The organism is Nocardia citri, assembly GCF_054065835.1.
In genome coordinates this window covers 147,577-165,975 of sequence record NZ_JBSUQM010000001.1, presented here as the reverse complement: position 1 = coordinate 165,975, position 18,399 = coordinate 147,577, and the positions used below count along the sequence as shown (strand labels likewise).

The 18,399-nt window shown below is 64.2% G+C and carries 15 protein-coding genes, 2 tRNA genes and 1 pseudogene; 16 read left to right on the top strand and 2 right to left on the bottom strand.

Translation table 11 applies throughout. The features are described 5' to 3' along the window. The first annotated feature begins 722 nt into the window (after window positions 1-722). The 11 genes and pseudogenes from dnaN to ACW2Q0_RS00860 form a co-directional block, all read left to right on the top strand. Entirely contained in the window at window positions 723-1,898 is a 1,176-nt protein-coding gene (gene dnaN / locus ACW2Q0_RS00910; RefSeq protein WP_457185068.1) for a DNA polymerase III subunit beta, read from the top strand. A 136-nt stretch (window positions 1,899-2,034) separates the two neighbouring features. Next, the gene (gene recF, locus ACW2Q0_RS00905) at window positions 2,035-3,222 is read left to right on the top strand and encodes a DNA replication/repair protein RecF (RefSeq protein WP_457185066.1); all 1,188 of its coding nucleotides are present in this window, start codon (window positions 2,035-2,037) and stop codon (window positions 3,220-3,222) included. A 264-nt stretch (window positions 3,223-3,486) separates the two neighbouring features. Continuing rightward, window positions 3,487-4,047, top strand: a complete 561-nt coding sequence (locus tag ACW2Q0_RS00900; RefSeq protein WP_457185064.1) for a DUF721 family protein — start codon at window positions 3,487-3,489, stop codon at window positions 4,045-4,047. A gap of 405 nt (window positions 4,048-4,452) precedes the next feature. Then, window positions 4,453-6,507 (top strand): DNA topoisomerase (ATP-hydrolyzing) subunit B, encoded by a 2,055-nt coding sequence (gyrB, locus tag ACW2Q0_RS00895; RefSeq protein ID WP_457185062.1) that lies wholly within the window; start codon window positions 4,453-4,455, stop codon window positions 6,505-6,507. Between the two features lie 47 nt (window positions 6,508-6,554). Beyond that, entirely contained in the window at window positions 6,555-9,077 is a 2,523-nt protein-coding gene (gene gyrA / locus ACW2Q0_RS00890) for a DNA gyrase subunit A (protein WP_457185060.1), read from the top strand. A 198-nt stretch (window positions 9,078-9,275) separates the two neighbouring features. Continuing rightward, entirely contained in the window at window positions 9,276-10,187 is a 912-nt protein-coding gene (locus ACW2Q0_RS00885; protein ID WP_457186031.1) for a DUF3566 domain-containing protein, read from the top strand. A 133-nt stretch (window positions 10,188-10,320) separates the two neighbouring features. Further along, window positions 10,321-10,394 (top strand) — tRNA-Ile (locus ACW2Q0_RS00880). 29 nt (window positions 10,395-10,423) lie between these two features. Further along, window positions 10,424-10,531 carry a DLW-39 family protein gene (locus tag ACW2Q0_RS00875; protein WP_218007666.1) on the top strand — a complete coding sequence of 36 codons (108 nt, stop codon included), beginning with the start codon at window positions 10,424-10,426 and terminating at the stop codon, window positions 10,529-10,531. Window positions 10,532-10,556: 25 nt separating this feature from the next. Further along, window positions 10,557-10,629 (top strand) — tRNA-Ala (locus tag ACW2Q0_RS00870). Between the two features lie 141 nt (window positions 10,630-10,770). After that, window positions 10,771-11,295 (top strand): hypothetical protein, encoded by a 525-nt coding sequence (locus ACW2Q0_RS00865; RefSeq protein WP_457185057.1) that lies wholly within the window; start codon window positions 10,771-10,773, stop codon window positions 11,293-11,295. A 585-nt stretch (window positions 11,296-11,880) separates the two neighbouring features. Continuing rightward, a pseudogene (locus ACW2Q0_RS00860) lies at window positions 11,881-12,041 on the top strand (IS3-like element ISMyma10 family transposase); the annotation flags it as partial. Between the two features lie 517 nt (window positions 12,042-12,558). On the opposite strand, the gene ACW2Q0_RS00855 reads toward ACW2Q0_RS00860, so the two are convergent. Next, a complete protein-coding gene (locus ACW2Q0_RS00855; RefSeq protein ID WP_457185056.1) occupies window positions 12,559-13,269 on the bottom strand; it encodes a YoaK family protein in 711 nt (236 codons plus the stop codon). A 368-nt stretch (window positions 13,270-13,637) separates the two neighbouring features. On the opposite strand from ACW2Q0_RS00855, the gene ACW2Q0_RS00850 reads away from it, so the two are divergent. From ACW2Q0_RS00850 to ACW2Q0_RS00840, 3 genes are all read left to right on the top strand, one after another. After that, window positions 13,638-13,928, top strand: a complete 291-nt coding sequence (locus ACW2Q0_RS00850; protein ID WP_457185054.1) for a hypothetical protein — start codon at window positions 13,638-13,640, stop codon at window positions 13,926-13,928. Between the two features lie 712 nt (window positions 13,929-14,640). Continuing rightward, the gene (locus ACW2Q0_RS00845) at window positions 14,641-15,657 is read left to right on the top strand and encodes an ATP-binding cassette domain-containing protein (protein ID WP_457185052.1); all 1,017 of its coding nucleotides are present in this window, start codon (window positions 14,641-14,643) and stop codon (window positions 15,655-15,657) included. Beyond that, window positions 15,654-16,496: an ABC transporter permease gene (locus ACW2Q0_RS00840; protein ID WP_457185050.1), complete on the top strand. Its 843-nt coding sequence runs from the start codon at window positions 15,654-15,656 to the stop codon at window positions 16,494-16,496. Before ACW2Q0_RS00845 ends, ACW2Q0_RS00840 begins: the two co-directional genes overlap by 4 nt. A gap of 18 nt (window positions 16,497-16,514) precedes the next feature. Here ACW2Q0_RS00840 and ACW2Q0_RS00835 read toward each other — a convergent pair whose 3' ends face one another. After that, on the bottom strand, window positions 16,515-16,727 hold the full coding sequence (locus ACW2Q0_RS00835; protein ID WP_457185048.1) for a hypothetical protein: 213 nt from the start codon (window positions 16,725-16,727) through the stop codon (window positions 16,515-16,517). 255 nt (window positions 16,728-16,982) lie between these two features. Here ACW2Q0_RS00835 and ACW2Q0_RS00830 point away from each other — a divergent pair, with 255 nt between their 5' ends. Continuing rightward, a complete protein-coding gene (locus ACW2Q0_RS00830) occupies window positions 16,983-17,510 on the top strand; it encodes a peptidylprolyl isomerase (RefSeq protein ID WP_457185046.1) in 528 nt (175 codons plus the stop codon). Between the two features lie 4 nt (window positions 17,511-17,514). After that, window positions 17,515-18,384: a rhomboid family intramembrane serine protease gene (locus ACW2Q0_RS00825; RefSeq protein WP_457185044.1), complete on the top strand. Its 870-nt coding sequence runs from the start codon at window positions 17,515-17,517 to the stop codon at window positions 18,382-18,384. The last annotated feature ends 15 nt before the right edge of the window (window positions 18,385-18,399 follow it).

The following is an 18,399-nucleotide window of genomic DNA, read 5'->3' as shown; positions in this document are numbered from 1 at the left end:
CCACAGGCTGTGGGCATGATCGTGAATCCGTTGCTAACAGGGGTGGAATCCACAGATTCCACAGCCCTCACCACACACAGGCTCTGACCAGCGCTGGACTTGGTCAGCGGCTTGGGGAATCCTCGAGGATTCCGTGTGGAGTCCTCGAGGATTCCACGAGCTATCCACGATTCGGTGCACACGTGTGAACAACCTAGTGAATCTGGTGGAACAACTCGAGGACCGCTCGAGGATGAATGCGGAACAAACCCGGGACGTCCACAACCCCCATCCGTTCATCCTCGAGTCACCCAGCAGTCATCCACACCGCACCACGCCCCCGGACCTGCGGATTCGGCCGCAGTCCACAGATTCCACAGTGCCTACTACTACTTCAGTTCTTCTTCTTGAAGATCTCTCTTCAAAACAGCGTGTGTGGAAAGTCGATCGGTGAGCATCGGCATCCGAGCCACTCACCGAGACAGGCAAGGAGAACAGGGACAGACGCCTTGGCGTGATTCACAGGCACCTGTTCTCCTTGCTCGATATTTCGGAGCGCGGATTGTGTTCGCCACCCAGAACAATCGGAGGGTCGGGCTAGGTTCAGCTGGTCCGGCCGAGTACGGTTCAATGTCGGTCGCCTATGCCAGACTGCAAGGCGGCAGGTACAGCACCCCCTATTTCGAGAATCAACGCTGACAAGCCGACAGAGATCACGGAACCGGGAGAGGACAGATCGGGCGATGGAGCTGGCGAGTATGAAGTTTCGGGTCGCCCGAGAGGATTTCGCCGAGTCCGTTGCATGGGTGGCACGCAGCCTCCCGTCGCGGCCTCCGGTCCCGGTTCTGGGCGGCGTACTACTTGTGGCGGGCGAGGACGGACTCACCGTCTCCGGCTTCGACTACGAGGTCTCCGCGCAGATGCGCGTCGCGGCCGAGGTCGCGGGACCCGGTGAGGTACTCGTCTCCGGCCGACTGCTCGCCGATATCACCAAGGCGCTGTCCAATAAGCCCGTCGATGTCGCCGTCGATGGCACACGTGTGCTGATCACCTGTGGCAGTGCGAAGTTCTCGCTGCCGACCATGCCGGTCGAGGATTATCCCCAGCTACCCGAGGTGCCCCAGCAGACCGGGCAACTCAGCGTCGATGTCTTCGCCGAGGCGGTCGGACAGGTCGCGGTCGCCGCAGGCCGCGACGACACCCTGCCGATGCTTACCGGTATTCGAGTCGAGATCGAGGGGCCGCAGGTCGTCCTCGCGGCCACCGACCGATTCCGGTTGGCGGTCCGACACATCGAATGGCAGCCCACTCGCACCGATATCGAGACCTCGGTGCTCATTCCGGCCCGGACACTCTCGGAGGCCGCCAAGACACTCGGCCCCTCGGATGCTCCGGTGCAGTTGTCGCTCGGCACCGGCAGCGGTGCGGACGGTCTGCTCGGCATCGTGAACGCGGGTCGGCGGACCACTACCCGGCTACTCGACGCGGAATTCCCCAAGTTCCGGCAATTGCTCCCCAAGGAGCACACCTCGATCGCCACCCTCCCGGTCGCCACGCTGACCGACGCCATCAAGCGCGTCGCGCTCGTCGCCGAGCGCGGCGCCCAGGTACGGCTGGAATTCACCGACGAGGGGCTGCTGCTCTCGGCGGGTGGCGATGACGCGGGCCGCGCCGAGGAGTGGCTGGAGGCCGAATTCCGCGGTCAGGCACTGACAATCGCGTTCAATCCGGGCTACCTCATCGACGGACTTTCCGCGCTGCACGCCGATCGGGTCACTTTTGGCTTCACCACCCCGAGCCGCCCTGCGGTGCTGCTGCCCGCGAGCGACGAGGAACCCAAGGTGACGGAGTCTGGTGCGTTCGCCGCATTGGAGAGCGCGTACATCTACCTGTTGATGCCGGTTCGGTTGCCGGGCTGAGCATCGGCGGCGATGCGATTTATCCACAGTTCGTCCACAGACAATGGATGGACCACAAGGTGTTGCGGTCTAGGTCCGATTCGTCGCCAACAGCAGCAGAAAACGGCGATGACGACGGCCGGAGCGGAGTAGACAGGTGTTCATCCGGACGCTGTCACTGCGCGACTTCCGCTCCTGGGAGCACGCCGAGCTGGAATTATCCCCAGGCCGAACGGTTTTTCTCGGGGCCAATGGCAACGGCAAAACGAACCTGCTCGAGGCGGTCGGCTACCTCGCTACCCTGGGCTCGCATCGGGTCGCGGCCGACGCGCCGCTGATCCGGATCGGCACCGAGCGCGCCAGGATCGGCGCGACGGTTGTGAATGCGGGCCGCGAACTGCGCATCGATCTCGAATTGAACCAGGGGGCCGCGAATCGCGCGCAGATCAACCGATCTCCGGTGCGCAGGCCGCGCGAAATCCTCGGCATTCTGCAGACGGTGCTCTTCGCACCGGAGGATCTCGCCCTGGTCCGCGGCGATCCTGGGGAACGGCGGCGCTTCCTCGACGAGTTGTGCACAGTCAGGTTGCCGCGGCTGGCCGCTGTGCGCGCCGACTACGACCGGGTGTTGCGACAGCGCTCGGCACTGTTGAAATCCGCTGGGCGCCAGGCTCGCTCGAAGGCGGAACTCAGCACATTGGACGTATGGGACGGACATTTGGCGACGCACGCCTCGGTGCTGCTCGCCCAGCGACTGCGCCTGGTGCACGATCTGTATCCGTATCTCGTGCAGGCGTACTCGTCGATCGCGCCCGAATCACGTCCGGCCACAATCGGCTACCGCAGCGCGAGCCTGCCGCCGGAGTTCCTGGATCCGGCGCGAGCTCCGGAGCCTGATGACGCGGCGGCGCTCGAGGCGAATATGCTGCGCGAATTGGCGGCGGCGCGGCCGAAGGAATTGGAGCGCGGGGTCTGCCTGGTCGGCCCGCACCGCGACGAACTGGATCTGATGCTCGGTACCGCCCCTGCGAAAGGCTTTGCCAGCCATGGTGAGTCGTGGTCGTTCGCGTTGGCGCTGCGGCTGGCGGCCTTCGAACTGCTGCGTGCCACCGGTACCGAACCGGTGCTACTGCTCGATGACGTATTCGCCGAACTCGATCGGCGCCGTCGCACCGCCCTCGCCGAGGTCGCGGCGGGTGCGGAACAGGTGCTGATCACCGCCGCTGTCCCAGAGGACGTGCCGGCGGAACTTTCCGCAGTTCCCCTCCGCGTGGAAACGAAAGGTGATGTGGATGGCCGGATCTCCCGGATTGCCGACCGGGAATCCGACGCCGCCACCGGTTGATCGGGTCCTGTCCGATGCTTGCCACCTCGGTAGGATCAGCCGCGATTGCAATGCGCCGCGTCGGCAACCAGCGCGCGAACGGCTGTGTAAGAGAGGCGGACCTCGTGAGCGAGCGTCAGCGAGTGAATCATCAATACAGCGCGCAATCGCGCACGACGAAGCCGAGCGCCAGCGAGGCGCAGTTGTGAGCGAGCGTCAGCGAGTGAATCATCCGTGCAACGCGCAATCGCGCACGACGAAGCCGAGCGCCAGCGAGGCGCAGTCGTGAGCGAACCAACAGCGGCGGATGCTCCTGGCCGCGAGCCGGAACCCGAGCTGCGCGGGATAGATCTGGCGCGGCGCGCACTCGAGGAGGCGCGGGCGGCCGCCAAGGCGAGTGGCAAATCGGTGGGGCAGGGCCGGGCATCGCCGCGTCGGCTGCGCACCGGTGCCCGCCGTCGCACCGGCTGGTCGGGCGCGCGGCCCGATGACCGTGACCCGCAATTGCTTTCGAGTCTGGCCGGCGCCATCGCGAAGAACCGGGGTTGGTCGGCCAAGGTTGCCGAAGGGATGGTCTTCGGTCGCTGGGCCGGTGTGGTCGGTGAGGACATCGCCGCACACGCGACTCCGATGGCGTTGAAGGATGGCGTGCTGAGCATTGCCGCCGAATCCACGGCGTGGGCCACCCAGCTGCGCATGCTGCAGGGCCAGATACTGGCGAAGATCAATGCGGCGGTGGGGCAGGGCGTCGTCACCTCCTTGAAGATCACCGGTCCGGCGGCACCGAGCTGGCGCAAGGGTGAGCGGCACATCAAAGGCCGAGGTCCGCGGGACACCTACGGATAGGCGGCCGCTACATGATCAGTTTCACGTGGAACGCTGTGGCCACCATCGAGTCAGTCCGCGCCGTAGGCTGACGTATGTAGCGGCACCCGCGGCCCGGCCGCGCTGGCGGCTCCGCCGCACAGGCAACTCTCAGGCCGAATCTGATGGACTCAAAGGGGTTGAAGGCGGAACCGACCCGTGCTCGACCGATTTCTCGCATCCACGGAGCCGTCAGGGGTGTCGTAGGTGCATTGTGGCTTGGGCCTACCAGTAGGATGGTGGGGTAACTAGCGGCGAACCTTCGGCGCGTTCCGTAGAGCCCGCGCGTGGACCCGTATCTCACGACCAGAAATCCGAGAAACGGGGTGCCACGCGTGTCGGCGATCGCTGCGCCAAGGATCAGCAAGTAAGGAGAGCTACCGACCAGTGGCTGCCAAGGACTCCAACGTATCGGGCTCGACCAACGCGACATCGGGCAAGCAGGACTACGGTGCCTCCTCCATCACGGTTCTGGAAGGCCTGGAGGCGGTTCGTAAACGCCCGGGCATGTACATCGGCTCCACCGGCGAGCGCGGCCTGCATCACCTGATCTGGGAAGTCGTCGACAACTCCGTCGATGAGGCGATGGCTGGCTATGCGAGCAAGGTCGAGGTGACTCTGCTCGCCGACGGTGGTGTCGAAGTGGTCGACGACGGTCGCGGTATCCCCGTGGCGTTGCACGCGCAGGGCGTCCCGACCATCGAGGTCGTCATGACCCAGTTGCACGCGGGCGGCAAGTTCGACTCCGACTCCTACGCGGTGTCCGGCGGTCTGCACGGCGTCGGCATCTCCGTGGTGAACGCGCTCTCCACCCGGCTCGAGGCGGAGATCGATCGCGATGGCTATCACTGGAGCCAGACCTACAAGGACGCCACACCCGGCAAGCTGATGCAGGGTGAGGCGACCAAGCGAACCGGTACCACGATCCGCTTCTGGGCCGATCCGGAGATCTTCGAGACCACCACCTACAACTTCGAGACGGTCGCGCGCCGCCTGCAGGAGATGGCATTCCTGAACAAGGGTCTCACCATCGTCCTGACCGATGAGCGCGTCACCGACGCCGATGTCACCGACGAGGTGGTCAGCGAAACCGCCGAGGCGCCCAAGCACGCCGATCCGGATGCGCCTCCCGCGCCGGTCGAGCACAAGGTGAAGACGCGCACCTACCACTACCCCGGTGGTTTGGAGGACTTCGTCCGGCACATCAACCGGACCAAGCAGGCCATCCACAACTCCGTCCTCGCGTTCACCGGCAAAGGCACCGGGCATGAGCTCGAGGTGGCCATGCAGTGGAACTCCGGCTACTCGGAGTCGGTGCACACCTTCGCCAACACCATCAATACTCATGAGGGCGGCACCCACGAAGAGGGCTTCCGCGCGGCGCTCACCACGGTGGTCAACAAGTACGCCAAGGACAAGAAGCTGCTCAAGGAGAAGGACGGCAACCTCACCGGTGACGATATCCGTGAGGGTCTGGCGGCCATCGTGAGCGTGAAGGTCTCTGAGCCGCAGTTCGAGGGCCAGACCAAGACCAAACTCGGTAATACCGAGGTCAAGTCGTTTGTGCAGCGCACCTGCAACGAGCACCTCTCGCACTGGTTCGAGGCCAATCCGGCCGATGCGAAGACCATTGTGAACAAGGCGGTTTCCTCCGCACAGGCCCGCGTCGCCGCACGTAAGGCACGCGAATTGGTACGCCGCAAGAGCGCCACCGACCTCGGCGGCCTGCCCGGCAAGCTGGCCGACTGCCGATCCAAGGATCCGAGCAAGTCCGAGATCTACATCGTGGAGGGTGACTCCGCCGGTGGCTCGGCCAAATCCGGCCGCGATTCGATGTACCAGGCGATTCTGCCGCTGCGCGGCAAGATCATCAATGTCGAGAAGGCCCGCATCGATCGCGTCCTCAAGAACAACGAGGTGCAGTCGATCATCACCGCCTTCGGCACCGGCATCCACGACGAATTCGATATCGCCAAGCTGCGCTATCACAAGATCGTGCTGATGGCAGACGCCGATGTGGACGGCCAGCACATCTCGACCCTGCTGCTCACCCTGCTGTTCCGCTTCATGCGGCCGTTGGTCGAGCACGGCCACGTGTACCTCGCGCAGCCGCCGCTGTACAAGCTCAAGTGGCAGCGGTCCGATCCGGAATTCGCCTACTCCGATCGCGAGCGCGACGGTCTGCTCGAGGCGGGTCTCGCCGCGGGCAAAAAGATCAACAAGGACGACGGTGTCCAGCGCTACAAGGGTCTCGGCGAGATGAACGCCAAGGAGCTGTGGGAGACCACCATGGATCCCTCGGTGCGGGTGTTGCGTCAGGTCACCCTGGACGATGCCGCCGCGGCCGACGAGCTGTTCTCCATCCTGATGGGTGAGGACGTCGAGGCACGTCGCAGCTTTATCACCCGCAATGCCAAGGACGTTCGCTTCCTCGACGTGTAACCGGCGTGACGCGTAATTCCACGTCCGGTGCCAAAGGAGACTTTTAGATGACTGAAACCACCCTGCCACCCAGCGGCGGAGCGGGTGACCGGATCGAGCCGGTCGATATCCAGAACGAAATGCAAAGCAGCTACATCGATTACGCGATGAGTGTGATCGTCGGCCGCGCGCTGCCCGACGTCCGCGACGGCCTCAAGCCGGTGCATCGCCGCGTGCTCTACGCGATGTACGACAACGGCTACCGGCCCGACCGCGGCTATGTGAAGTCCGCCCGTCCGGTCGCCGAGACGATGGGTAACTACCACCCGCACGGTGACGCGTCGATCTACGACACCCTGGTCCGCATGGCCCAGCCGTGGTCGCTGCGCTATCCGCTGGTCGACGGTCAGGGCAACTTCGGTTCCCGCGGCAATGACGGTGCGGCCGCCATGCGGTACACCGAGTGCCGCCTGACCCCGCTGGCCATGGAGCTGCTGCGTGAAATCGACCACGAGACGGTCGATTTCACGCCGAACTACGACGGTCGTTCACAGGAGCCGACCGTTCTCCCCAGCCGGGTGCCCAACCTGTTGATGAATGGCAGCAACGGTATCGCGGTCGGTATGGCGACCAACATCCCGCCGCACAACCTCAACGAGTTGGCCGAGGCGATCTACTGGGCGCTGGAGAACTACGATGCCGACGAAGAGGCGACTCTGGCCGCCTGTATGGAGCGCGTCAAGGGTCCGGACTTCCCGACCTACGGCCTCATCGTCGGTAGTCAGGGCATCCAGGATGCCTACACCACCGGTCGCGGTTCGATCCGGATGCGCGGTGTGGTCGAGATCGAAGAGGACAACCGCGGCCGCACCACGATCGTTATCACCGAACTGCCGTACCAGGTCAACACCGACAACTTCATCAACTCGATCGCGGAGCAGGTGAAGGACGGCAAGATCGCGGGCATCTCCGATATCCACGACGAGTCCTCGGACCGCTCGGGCATGCGCATCGTGGTCACCATCAAGCGTGACGCCGTCGCCAAGGTGGTGCTGAACAACCTCTACAAGCACACCCAGCTGCAGACCAGCTTCGGCGCGAATATGCTCTCGATCGTCGACGGCGTGCCGCGCACGCTGCGCCTGGATCAGATGATCCGGCTCTACGTCGAGCATCAGTTGGAAGTCATCATCCGGCGTACCAGGTACTTGCTGCGCAAGGCCGAGGAACGGGCGCACATCCTGCGCGGTCTGGTCAAGGCGCTGGACGCACTGGACGAGGTCATCGCGCTGATCCGGCGTTCGGCCAATACCGACACCGCGCGCACCGGCTTGATGCAGTTGCTGGATATCGACGAGATCCAGGCCACCGCCATCCTCGATATGCAGTTGCGCAGGCTGTCCGCCCTGGAGCGGCAGAAGATCATCGATGAGTTGGCCAAGATCGAGGCCGAAATCGCCGACCTCAAGGACATTCTCGAAAAGCCGCAGCGGCAGCGCGCGATCGTGCGCGACGAACTGGCCGAGATCGTCGATAAGTACGGCGACGAGCGGCGCACCAGGATCGTGGCCAATGACGGCGATATGGCCGATGAGGATCTCATCGCCCGCGAGGATGTGGTCGTCACCGTTACCGAGACCGGCTACGCCAAGCGCACCAAGACCGATCTGTACCGCAGCCAGAAGCGCGGCGGTAAGGGCGTGCAGGGTGCGGGCCTCAAACAGGACGATATAGTCAAGCACTTCTTCGTCAGCTCCACGCACGACTGGCTGCTGTTCTTCACCAATAAGGGCCGGGTATACCGGGCCAAGGCCTACGAACTGCCCGAGGCCAGCCGGACGGCGCGCGGCCAGCACGTCGCGAATCTGCTGGCGTTCCAGCCGGACGAGAAGATCGCCCAGATCATTCAGATCAGGGGTTATGAAGATGCGCCCTATCTGGTGCTCGCCACCAGGAACGGCCTGGTCAAGAAGTCGAAGCTATCCGACTTCGATTCCAACCGCAGCGGCGGCATCGTCGCGGTGAATCTGCGTGACGACGACGAATTGGTCGGCGCCGTACTGTGCTCGGCCGATGACGATCTGCTCCTGGTGTCGGCGCGGGGCCAGTCGATCCGCTTCTCCGCCACCGATGAGGCACTGCGCCCGATGGGCCGGGCCACCTCCGGTGTGCAGGGCATGCGGTTCAATGCCGACGATGAACTGTTGTCGCTCAATGTGGTTCGCGACGATACCTATCTGCTGGTCGCGACCTCCGGCGGTTATGCCAAGCGCACTGCGATCGAGGAATACACCCCGCAGGGCCGCGGTGGTAAAGGCGTATTGACTATCCAATACGACACCAAGCGTGGCACCCTGGTCGGTGCGCTCATCGTCGACGACGAGGATGAGTTGTATGCGATCACGTCCGGTGGCGGCGTTATCCGGACGGCGGCGAAGCAGGTTCGTAAGGCTGGACGACAGACCAAGGGCGTGCGATTGATGAACCTCGCCGATGGCGATACGTTGCTTGCTATCGCGCGCAATGCCGACGAACCCGATCCTGATTCGATCGTCGGCGGAAACGGCGACACCGGTTCCTCTGAGCAGTAACCCCACAGCGGCGGCAACGAACGGATCTAAGGATTCCCATTGACCACGAATCAGCCGAACGACGAGCGGCACCAGACGAACGGTGTTACCGAACGGATCGCACCGTCACCGATTCCGCCGCGGCCGATCCCACGGCCGGTCGCATCGGCCGAGAACGGCCAGCCGGGTGGCCCGCAGCGAGGCGCCCAGCCGCACGAAATGCACAGCCAGCAAGGCGAAGTCGCGTTCAAAGCGCCGGAGCCGAACTCGGGTGCGGACAAGTCGGGGGCATTCGATCAGCGGGCGGCTCGGCCGGGTAACTCCGGCGAGTCGGCCGCCCAGGACGCCGGCGACCGCTCGGCATCGAACGGCGGCGGCCAGTCGCCCTCCCAGGAGGGCTGGTCGCAGCTGCCGCAGCGGGAGCCGCAGTCGAACCTGTACCGTCCCGGGCAGTCGCCGGTGACCGGGCGCCCGAATTCCACCGGTGGTGGGCTCGGTGCAGCTGGGCTCAGCAGCGGTGGCGGCCTCGGTGGCGGCAATGCCCGTACTACCGCGGATCTCGCGGCCAAGGCGGCACGCAAGGAAGCGGCGATGGTGAAGTCCGTCGGCATCGACGGACCGACCCGCAGCATCGCGCGCCCGGAACTGATCAAGGACATGCCCGACCTATCCGAGATCCGGCACCCGCTGCCGGTCGAGACCCCGGGCCCGCAGGCCGTACCTGTCTCGCCTGCGGTTCCGGTCGCCGTCGCGACGGCCGTCGCGACAGGTGAACCCTTGCGGGCCACGGTGCAGATCCGCCGGATCGACCCGTGGTCGACCCTGAAGATCTCGCTGGTGATCAGCGTGGCCATGTTCTTCGTGTGGATGCTCGCGGTCGGTCTGCTCTACATCGTGCTGGAGGGCATGGGTGTGTGGGAGCGGCTCAACAGCACCTTCACCGATATGGTCTCCTCCGATAGCGGCTCGGTCGGGCTGGTCGACGCCGGTTCGGTATTCGGCTACGCGGGTGTCATCGGGCTGATCAATGTGGTGCTTTTCACAGCATTGGCGACGGTCGCCGTCTTCATCTACAACCAGTGCTGCGACCTCGTCGGCGGCATCCAGGTGACGCTGGCCGACCCCGACTAGAACGTGTCCACGCGGCCGGTCGTTGTCCTCGCGCAGGGCGATGACCGGCCGTTTTGGTTAACGGCGGCCGGGTAAGGTAATCTCGTGCCTCGGTTCGGGTTAGCAGCTCCGGCGGGTATCCGAACCAGAATAAGGGCCTATAGCTCAGGCGGTTAGAGCGCTTCGCTGATAACGAAGAGGTCGGAGGTTCAAGTCCTCCTAGGCCCACTCCCGAACATCACAGTAGGGTGGGAATCATGAAAATTCTTCTCACGGTCGGTGTCGTTGTCGCGGTTCTCATCGGAATTACCAAACTGCGCAAGCGCGACGATGCGGACCTGTGGCACGAAGTCACCACCCGCTGAACTGTCTTTCGGACAGTAGGGATTCGGGGCCTTAGCTCAATTGGCAGAGCACTGCCTTTGCAAGGCAGGGGTTAGGGGTTCGATTCCCCTAGGCTCCACTCTTTCTAATGCAGGTCAGACCACGTTTTCCGTGGCCTGACCTGCTCGCGTCCACGAACCGCGTCGACGAAAGTGAATGTGGCGCAGTGGTCCGCCGGGATCTGAGGAGATTTCGGCGTGCGACCCGTCGAGGATTCGCGATGCCCACCTCCACGAAGCACGCTCATACCCCCGCGTCCCCGCAAGGACGGGACCGTGGCATGGCAGGTGCCTACACCATCACCCGTGACGGTCGCTCGGTCGCAACCTCGCAGGTGTTCGACGACGAGGTCGCCGCCGCCCCCGCTGGGCCGCCCTGGTCGACCGCGTCGGCGCCGAGCGTTGCGGAGGCGATCCTGCTCGCTCGCCTCGGCGTCGAGGCGTCGGCGACGATGACCACCGCGGAATGGTTGCGCCGCTACGTCGATCGCCTCACCGGCATCGAGGCGGCCACCCGCAAGCGCTATCACCGGTACGTCGAACTCGATGTCGTCCCGTTCATGGGCGAGCCTCCCGTTGGCGCGTACACAGAAGAACTCGACGCCGCACGGGCGCTGTACCTCGCGACCGAGGTGTGCTACAAGCCCGGCAGATGGTGCGGTGTACGGCGATGGTCTTTGTCCACTCCTGGCGGTGCAGGCCCTTGGCGCTATTGCCGACGATCGTTTCCGCTGATCGTCAGTTAAGGAAGGGATGGACGCGGAGGTCTCGACGGCTGCGCTGGACAACCGGAGAAGAGTCTCTTGTGGCCATTTGTGGCATTCGCGATCATCGGACACTGGGATCGACGCGCGGCTAGTACGGTGGTTGATGCCGATACCCGCAAACGTCACGGATGCGATGACGATAGCGCTGATCAGCGGAAACCACGAGTCGTCCGCACAGGATGGCACTGGCGACAGACCGACTACGAGTGACCAGGAATGGCACTCCGAAAACTGGTAGATCCACCCCTGACTCGTCGCCGGCAGGTCATGGAGATCTCTATCCCCGCTGAAATCCAGGCCCCGAGGCCCCTGACCCCGTCCCGTCGGAACTCTTGCTCTGGCAGAGAAACGGAAGAAAATCCGCACGCATAGTCGGGCTGTCATGCCTAGTGCCTGGCGGAGCCGCGGTGGGCGTACCGCCACGCCGATACCGCACATTTGGTCTGATACCGCACTAGTGTTCCGAAACTGGTCGGAGGAGCCTGAACGCAATCGCAACCGCATGGTCCGCCGCGAGCGACGGCTTCGCCACTCACGCCATGAGTCCGGGCGCGGTGTCCGGAATCGTTGAAGATGTCGGCTCATCTTCGCCGCCAAGGGGATTCCGGTGGCCCGCTCCAAGTCGAGCGACCGATGCGTTCCAATGGGTGGAAAGGCGCGTCGCGGGCCAGGAATGCGCGCACCACAATCGCGATTCCGCGGCGGCGAGAGCGCCGGATCTGGTGTTGCTCGACCTGGCGGTAGATGTGGGCGAGCAGGTGGGAATATCGGGGACCACGATCAGGATGTCGATATCGGGCATGAATACGACGGGGCGGCGGCCGGCATAGCGCCTGCTGAAGCTCGCCAACCAACCCGGGGCGAGCGGCCAGGAGGTGAGGTATGCACTGCCGTCGTGATCGGTGCGGGTGAGGATGGCATTGGCGCGTGGATTATGGGGCTGCGCAATTGCTTCCAGATTTTCGCGGCGTTCGGTAGGTCGATCGCGACTAATCCGTCGACGAACGGGAAAGCCGGGCGGCTGACGAACCAGGTGTCGATTTCGGTGGCCTCGGGCCAGCGGTGCAGCAGATCGTCTCGCGCGGCCTGTTTTATAGGTCGTCGGACGCGGAATCGGCCGCAATAGCGGACGGACTTCGGCCCAGGTGCCGTGTGGTGCAAGTGCGGCAAGGCGATCCGGCGTTGGATCCTCGAAACTCCCCACTGCCCAACCGTCTCCGTCGCCTCGACGGCGCGTACGGGTCAGCTCGTGGTGGGCGGGCCGTGGCGGTCCAGGTGCAGGTAGGTGTAGCAGGTAGTGATCAGGCACACCACGGTGGCGGTGATGAGCATGGCCCAGCCCGCGACGATCAGGCTGAGCAATCCGCCGAGCAGCGCGCCCGTGCAGAAGGCGGCGTAGAGCAGGAAGTAGCCGAGCCAGTCGGCGTAATCGCCACCGCCGATATGGCGTTCGATGCCTTGAGCCATTTTGACGAGGGTGCCGGTGACGTAGCTGAGCGGAACCGACACTTCGCCGTTTTTGACGAATGAGGTGTTGAGCGCGCCGACGCCGAAGGCGACGAACAGGATCGGGATGAGGTCGATATTGGTGGCGTTCGTCGCCCAGTAAATGATGGCGTCCACCACGGATGCCACGGCGAGGCTGAGCGTGGTGAGCAGGGTCGGCCCGTGCGGATGGCCGGACCAGTAGTGCCTGCGGCACCAGGAGGCCACGACCACGCCGGCGAGGAACGAGATCAGCAGCAGAGTCGCGGCGATGGCGAGATGGGGTTCGTCGTGAAAATAACCGACCACGGCGCGTTCGGTATTACCGGTCATGAATGTGACGAAATAGCCCTCGGTATGCATGAAGGCGGCGCCTCCGATGAGACCGGCCAGTGCGGCGAGTACCCACGACAGCCGTGCCTCGGCGTCGTAGAGCGCCCTTCGACGCTCGAGATCTGGTTTTGTCACTGGTCAGGCTCCTCATGAGGGGATGACCAGTCAGTGATACCTGGCGATCCTGAGATTCTGCCGTTGCATCGCCGACGTTTCGGATAAGGATTGCGCGATGGTCGCGGGCTTCCTGGGTGCGAGCCGGGCGGTGGCTCTCGGTTAGCGTGCACGAGTGGACTCTGTGTTCGACCATCTGCTCACCGAGGCACTCGATCCGACGCCCCTCGCGTCGATCACCGACGCGTGGACGCGGCATCGAGCGGCCGCTGAGCGTTTCGACACCACGATCGATATCGCGATCGCCGGTGGATTCGGTGCGGACCGACTGGGTTTCGCGTTCCTGTCCGGATACCAGCAGGCCCTGCGCGCTTTTGGGCTGGTCGCGGGTGTCGCTGGAACGGCTGCTCGCGGCAGTGGCTTTCGTGCGCGGCCTCGATCTGGATCGGCCGACCTCGTCCGGCGGACATATCGCATTGGGTGGTGCGTACACGTATTTCGAGCAGGTGCTGACGGAACTGGAGCCGCTGTGGGCACAGGCCGATTCGGTGGTCCGCGAACGGTGGGAGCGGGATCGCCGGCTGCTGGCGACCGCCGGAAGGGTACGGGCCCAACGGTTGACGGCGGCCTGGCAATCGGTGGGCATGCCGGAGATTCCGGCGGTGCCGACAGATAGCTGATTGGGGCTGACCTGCCCCGGAAATGGGGAGCGGGCCTCGGCGAAGGGGGGGAGTTAGCCGAGGCCCGCGTAAGGTCGGCCCGGGGGGGAGGGGCCGACGTGAATGATCCTACGCGATGATCCGGGATTGTGCGTGCGTGGGGATCACCACTTTCCAAGATTTTTAGAGACGGCTCACCTGCGACAGACGTGGATGTCGCCGGGGTGGCCGGATCGGTCTGATCCCGGCCCGCGGCGCGATTCCCTGACTGTTGTCAAAAATGTTGTCGCGCAAGGAGTTACAGCCGGGGATCGAATTCAAACCGGGTCGCGACAGATGTGAAAACCATGCCGACCGGTTGCTGCGTGTTCGGAGTCGCTTCTCGCGTTCGGCATCCGGACGGCAGATTCGGCCGGATTTGTCGCGTGTCGTTTCCGCCGGCATGTCGGACACATAGGTACCGAGTACCGGCCCGGCCCCGAATCGGGTAGCGCGCTACGCGCGATTGGAGGGGTAGCGGGCCGGAGGATCGAATCGGTCGCATCCCGGACCGGCACCCCCGAGCACCGCCCGGAACGGGATGCGGCCGTTTTGTGTTCAGTCGCAGCTCGCGCCCCGGCAATCGTTGGTAAAGCCCAGTTCGCCGAAAAATCACCGGAAATTGTCGCCGCCCACGGCAATACTGACTGGAGTAATGGTCACCTCGCGCGAGCGAGCGAACCTCAGGAGAATCATGCCTGACTCAATCGTCGCCGAGGGTCTGGTCAAAAGATACGGCCAGCTGGTCGCCCTCGATGGACTCGACCTGGCAGTGCCCGAGGGCACCGTCACCGCATTGCTCGGACCCAACGGTGCGGGCAAGACCACCACGGTCCGGGTGTTCACCACCCTGCTCATTCCGGATGCCGGCCACGCGACTGTCGCGGGTATCGACGTGTTCCGCAATCCGCAGGCCCTGCGCGCCCGCATCGGCGCGTCCGGGCAGTATGCCGCCGTCGACGAATATCTCACCGGATTCGAAAATCTGGAGATGGTCGGTCGGCTCTATCACATGGGCGTGCAACGCAGTAAGGAGCGTGCGCGGGAGCTGCTGGAGCGCTTCCGGCTCAGCGATGCCGCCGACCGGCCGGTCAAGGGCTATTCGGGCGGTATGCGCAGACGGCTCGACCTGGCCGGTGCGCTGGTGGCGAATCCACCGGTGCTCTTCCTCGACGAGCCGACCACCGGACTCGATCCGCGTGCGCGCCTCGACCTGTGGGATGTCATCGAAGAACTAGTGGCCGGTGGCACCACCCTCCTGCTCACCACGCAGTACATGGAGGAGGCCGACCGACTCGCCGATGCGATCGCGGTGATCGACCACGGCAAGGTGATCGCCCGCGGCACCGCGGATGAACTCAAGACCCTGGTCGGCGGCGACCGGATCGAACTCACCGTCGACCACGCCGACAATCTCGCTACCGCCCAGGAGGCACTGCGGGGTTTGGCGGACGGGGAGATCCATCTCGAACCCGGATTGCGCCGGATCACCGTCCCGGTCAGCGCCGGATCGCAGGCGCTCGTCGATGCCATCGGCAGGCTGAGCACACATAATGTGCAGATCCACGATGTCGGTCTCCGGCGTCCGTCGCTCGACGATGTCTTCCTTGCGCTCACCGGTCATGAGGCCGACGAGCTGGTCAACGGCAGTGGGCGCAATGGCGACAGGCCCGCGGATCGGCTCGAGGTAATGGAAGGACACAAGCGATGACCGCGGCCACCGGAACCCGCATGCCGCTCGGCGAACGCCTCACCATCGTCTGCACCGACAGCGTGACCATTGCGAAGCGAAATGTCATCAAGATCAAGCGCGTACCCGACGTGCTGATCTTCTCGACGCTGTCGCCGATCATGTTCGTACTGCTGTTCGCCTATATCTTCGGCTCGGCGATCAAGGTGCCCGGAATGTCGGGCGGCTACCGGGAGTTCCTGATCGCGGGCATCTTCGCGCAGTCGGTGGTATTCGGCGCGACGTTTACCGGATTGGGCCTGGCCGAGGATATGCAGAAGGGCATTATCGACCGGTTCCGCTCGCTGCCGATGGCGCCCTCGGCCGTGTTGGTCGGGCGCACCATCAGCGATGTGGTGATCAATGTGGTCAGCCTGGTGGTGATGTCGCTGACCGGTTATGTCGTCGGCTGGCGGATTCGCGGCTCATTGCTCGACGCCGTGCTCGCCTATGTGCTGTTGCTGTTGTTCGCGTACGCGATCTCCTGGATCATGGCCGTGGTCGGCCTGCTGGTCCGCGCGCCCGAGGTCTTCAACAACGCCAGCTTCATGGTGATCTTCCCGCTGACATTCCTGGCCAATACCTTCGTGCCGCTGGAGAATCTGCCGAAGGCACTGCGGGTATTCGCCGAATGGAATCCGGTATCCGCGGTCACTCAGGCGACCCGCGATCTGTTCGGCAATACCAGTCCGATGGCACCGAAATCGGACGCCTGGTCCATGCAGCATCCGGTGGCAACCACGCTGGCGTGGGTGGTGATCATCCTGCTGGTGTTCATCCCGCTCGCGCTGCGGCAGTACAAGCGCACCGTCAGCCGCTGACCGGTGTCGAGCAGCCCGTCAGCGACCGTTGTCCGCGCCGGCGCCCGCCAAGGGGTTCGGTGCGGAACCGTTGCGGGAGTGCCCGATTCGCGGCGGCGCCGGTGCGGGCTCGGGCGGTTGCGGGCGCTTGCTACAGACCAACCAGGCCACGCCACCGGCCAGCGCGACGGCGACCGCGGCGATCAGTCGGTTACGAGAACGTGCGGAGATGAGTAGGCGCCCCAAGGTCATTCGACAACTGTGGCACATACCCGCGCGTCGCGCAGCAGCGCTGGTCCGCGTCTGCGCGTATTCAGGTGCCGGACTCAGGTGGCACGACAGCAGCGCGGGCGGCTGACTGCGACATCGTGGGCTGGTTGGCCCGTGCCCGGGAAGTTACCCAGGTACCCGCGAGATCAGCTGTTCGAATGCACGCGATCATGTGATCCCTGCGTGCCTAGGGACAGGTGTGACGAACATGGCTGTCTCGATCGCTAGCATTACGGGGTGACCTCACCGAACCAGACCGCCGTGGCCACGCTGCATACCAACCACGGCGATATCAAGATCTCGCTCTTCGGTAACCATGCCCCGAAGACGGTGCGGAATTTCATCGGCCTGGCCGACGGATCCGCACCGTACGAGACGGCGAACGCCAGCGGCGGCACCTCCGGTCCGTTCTACGATGGCGTGAGCTTCCACCGGGTGATCGACGGGTTCATGATTCAAGGTGGTGACCCGACCGGCACCGGACGTGGTGGACCCGGCTACGAATTCGGCGACGAATTCCATCCGGAGCTGCGCTTCGATCGCGGCTATCTGCTGGCGATGGCGAATGCGGGACCGGGCACCAATGGTTCGCAGTTCTTCATCACCGTCGGCGCGCAACCGCATCTGAATCGCAAGCACACCATCTTCGGGGAGGTCGTCGACCCCGATTCGCGCAAGGTCGTCGATGCCATCGCGACCACGCCGACCGATCGCAACGACCGCCCCAAGGAAATCGTCACCATCTCCAAGATCACTATCGAATAGTCCGATGAATGCTCAACCGCCCGCACCGACCTGCGTCCGCCACCCCAATCGCCCTACGGGCCTGGCCTGCACAAGGTGCGGGCGGCCGGCCTGTCCGGAATGTCTGCGACCCGCGGCGGTCGGACAGCACTGTGTCGACTGTGTCCGTCAGGGACAGCGTGAGGTCCGGCCGGTGCGCACCGTCGCCGGTGCGCAGATCGTGCGTACCCGGATTCCGTATGTCACCTATGCGCTGATCGTGCTGAACGCGATCGTCTTCGCGGTCACCGCGGGCCAATCGAAGAGTCTGGTGGATAACACCGGGCATTCCGCGCTATATATCGACTGGGTGCTGTATCCACCCGCGGTGGCGCACGGTCAGTATGTGCGGCTGATCGGATCCGGTTTCCTGCACTATGGTCCGATCCACCTGCTGCTCAATATGTTCGCGCTGTATGTGGTCGGCCGCAGTATCGAGCCGGTGCTCGGGCGGGTGCGCTATCTGCTGGTCTACCTGGTGTCACTGCTCGGCGGTTCGGCTGCCGTCATGGTTTTCTCGAAGGAAACCTTGACCGCGGGCGCATCGTGTGCGGTGTACGGATTGTTCGGCGCGATCACCGTGATCCTGATCCGGGTACGGCAGAATCCGAATCAGATGTTGATCCTCATCGGCATCAATGTCTTCATCAGCTTCTCGCTGCCCGGTATCTCATTGGCCGGACACCTCGGTGGACTCGCCTCGGGCACCCTCGCCGCCCTCGGTATTCTGTTCCTGCCCGAGTGGTTACGCGCGAAATCCCAAGAGGGCGTCCGACTGATCGGCTGGGCTGCGGTTGCCGTGGTTGCCGTGGCGGCAGTCGCAATCATTGTGGCCGCGGCGATATCATTGCGGTAGATGCTTCACGTGAAA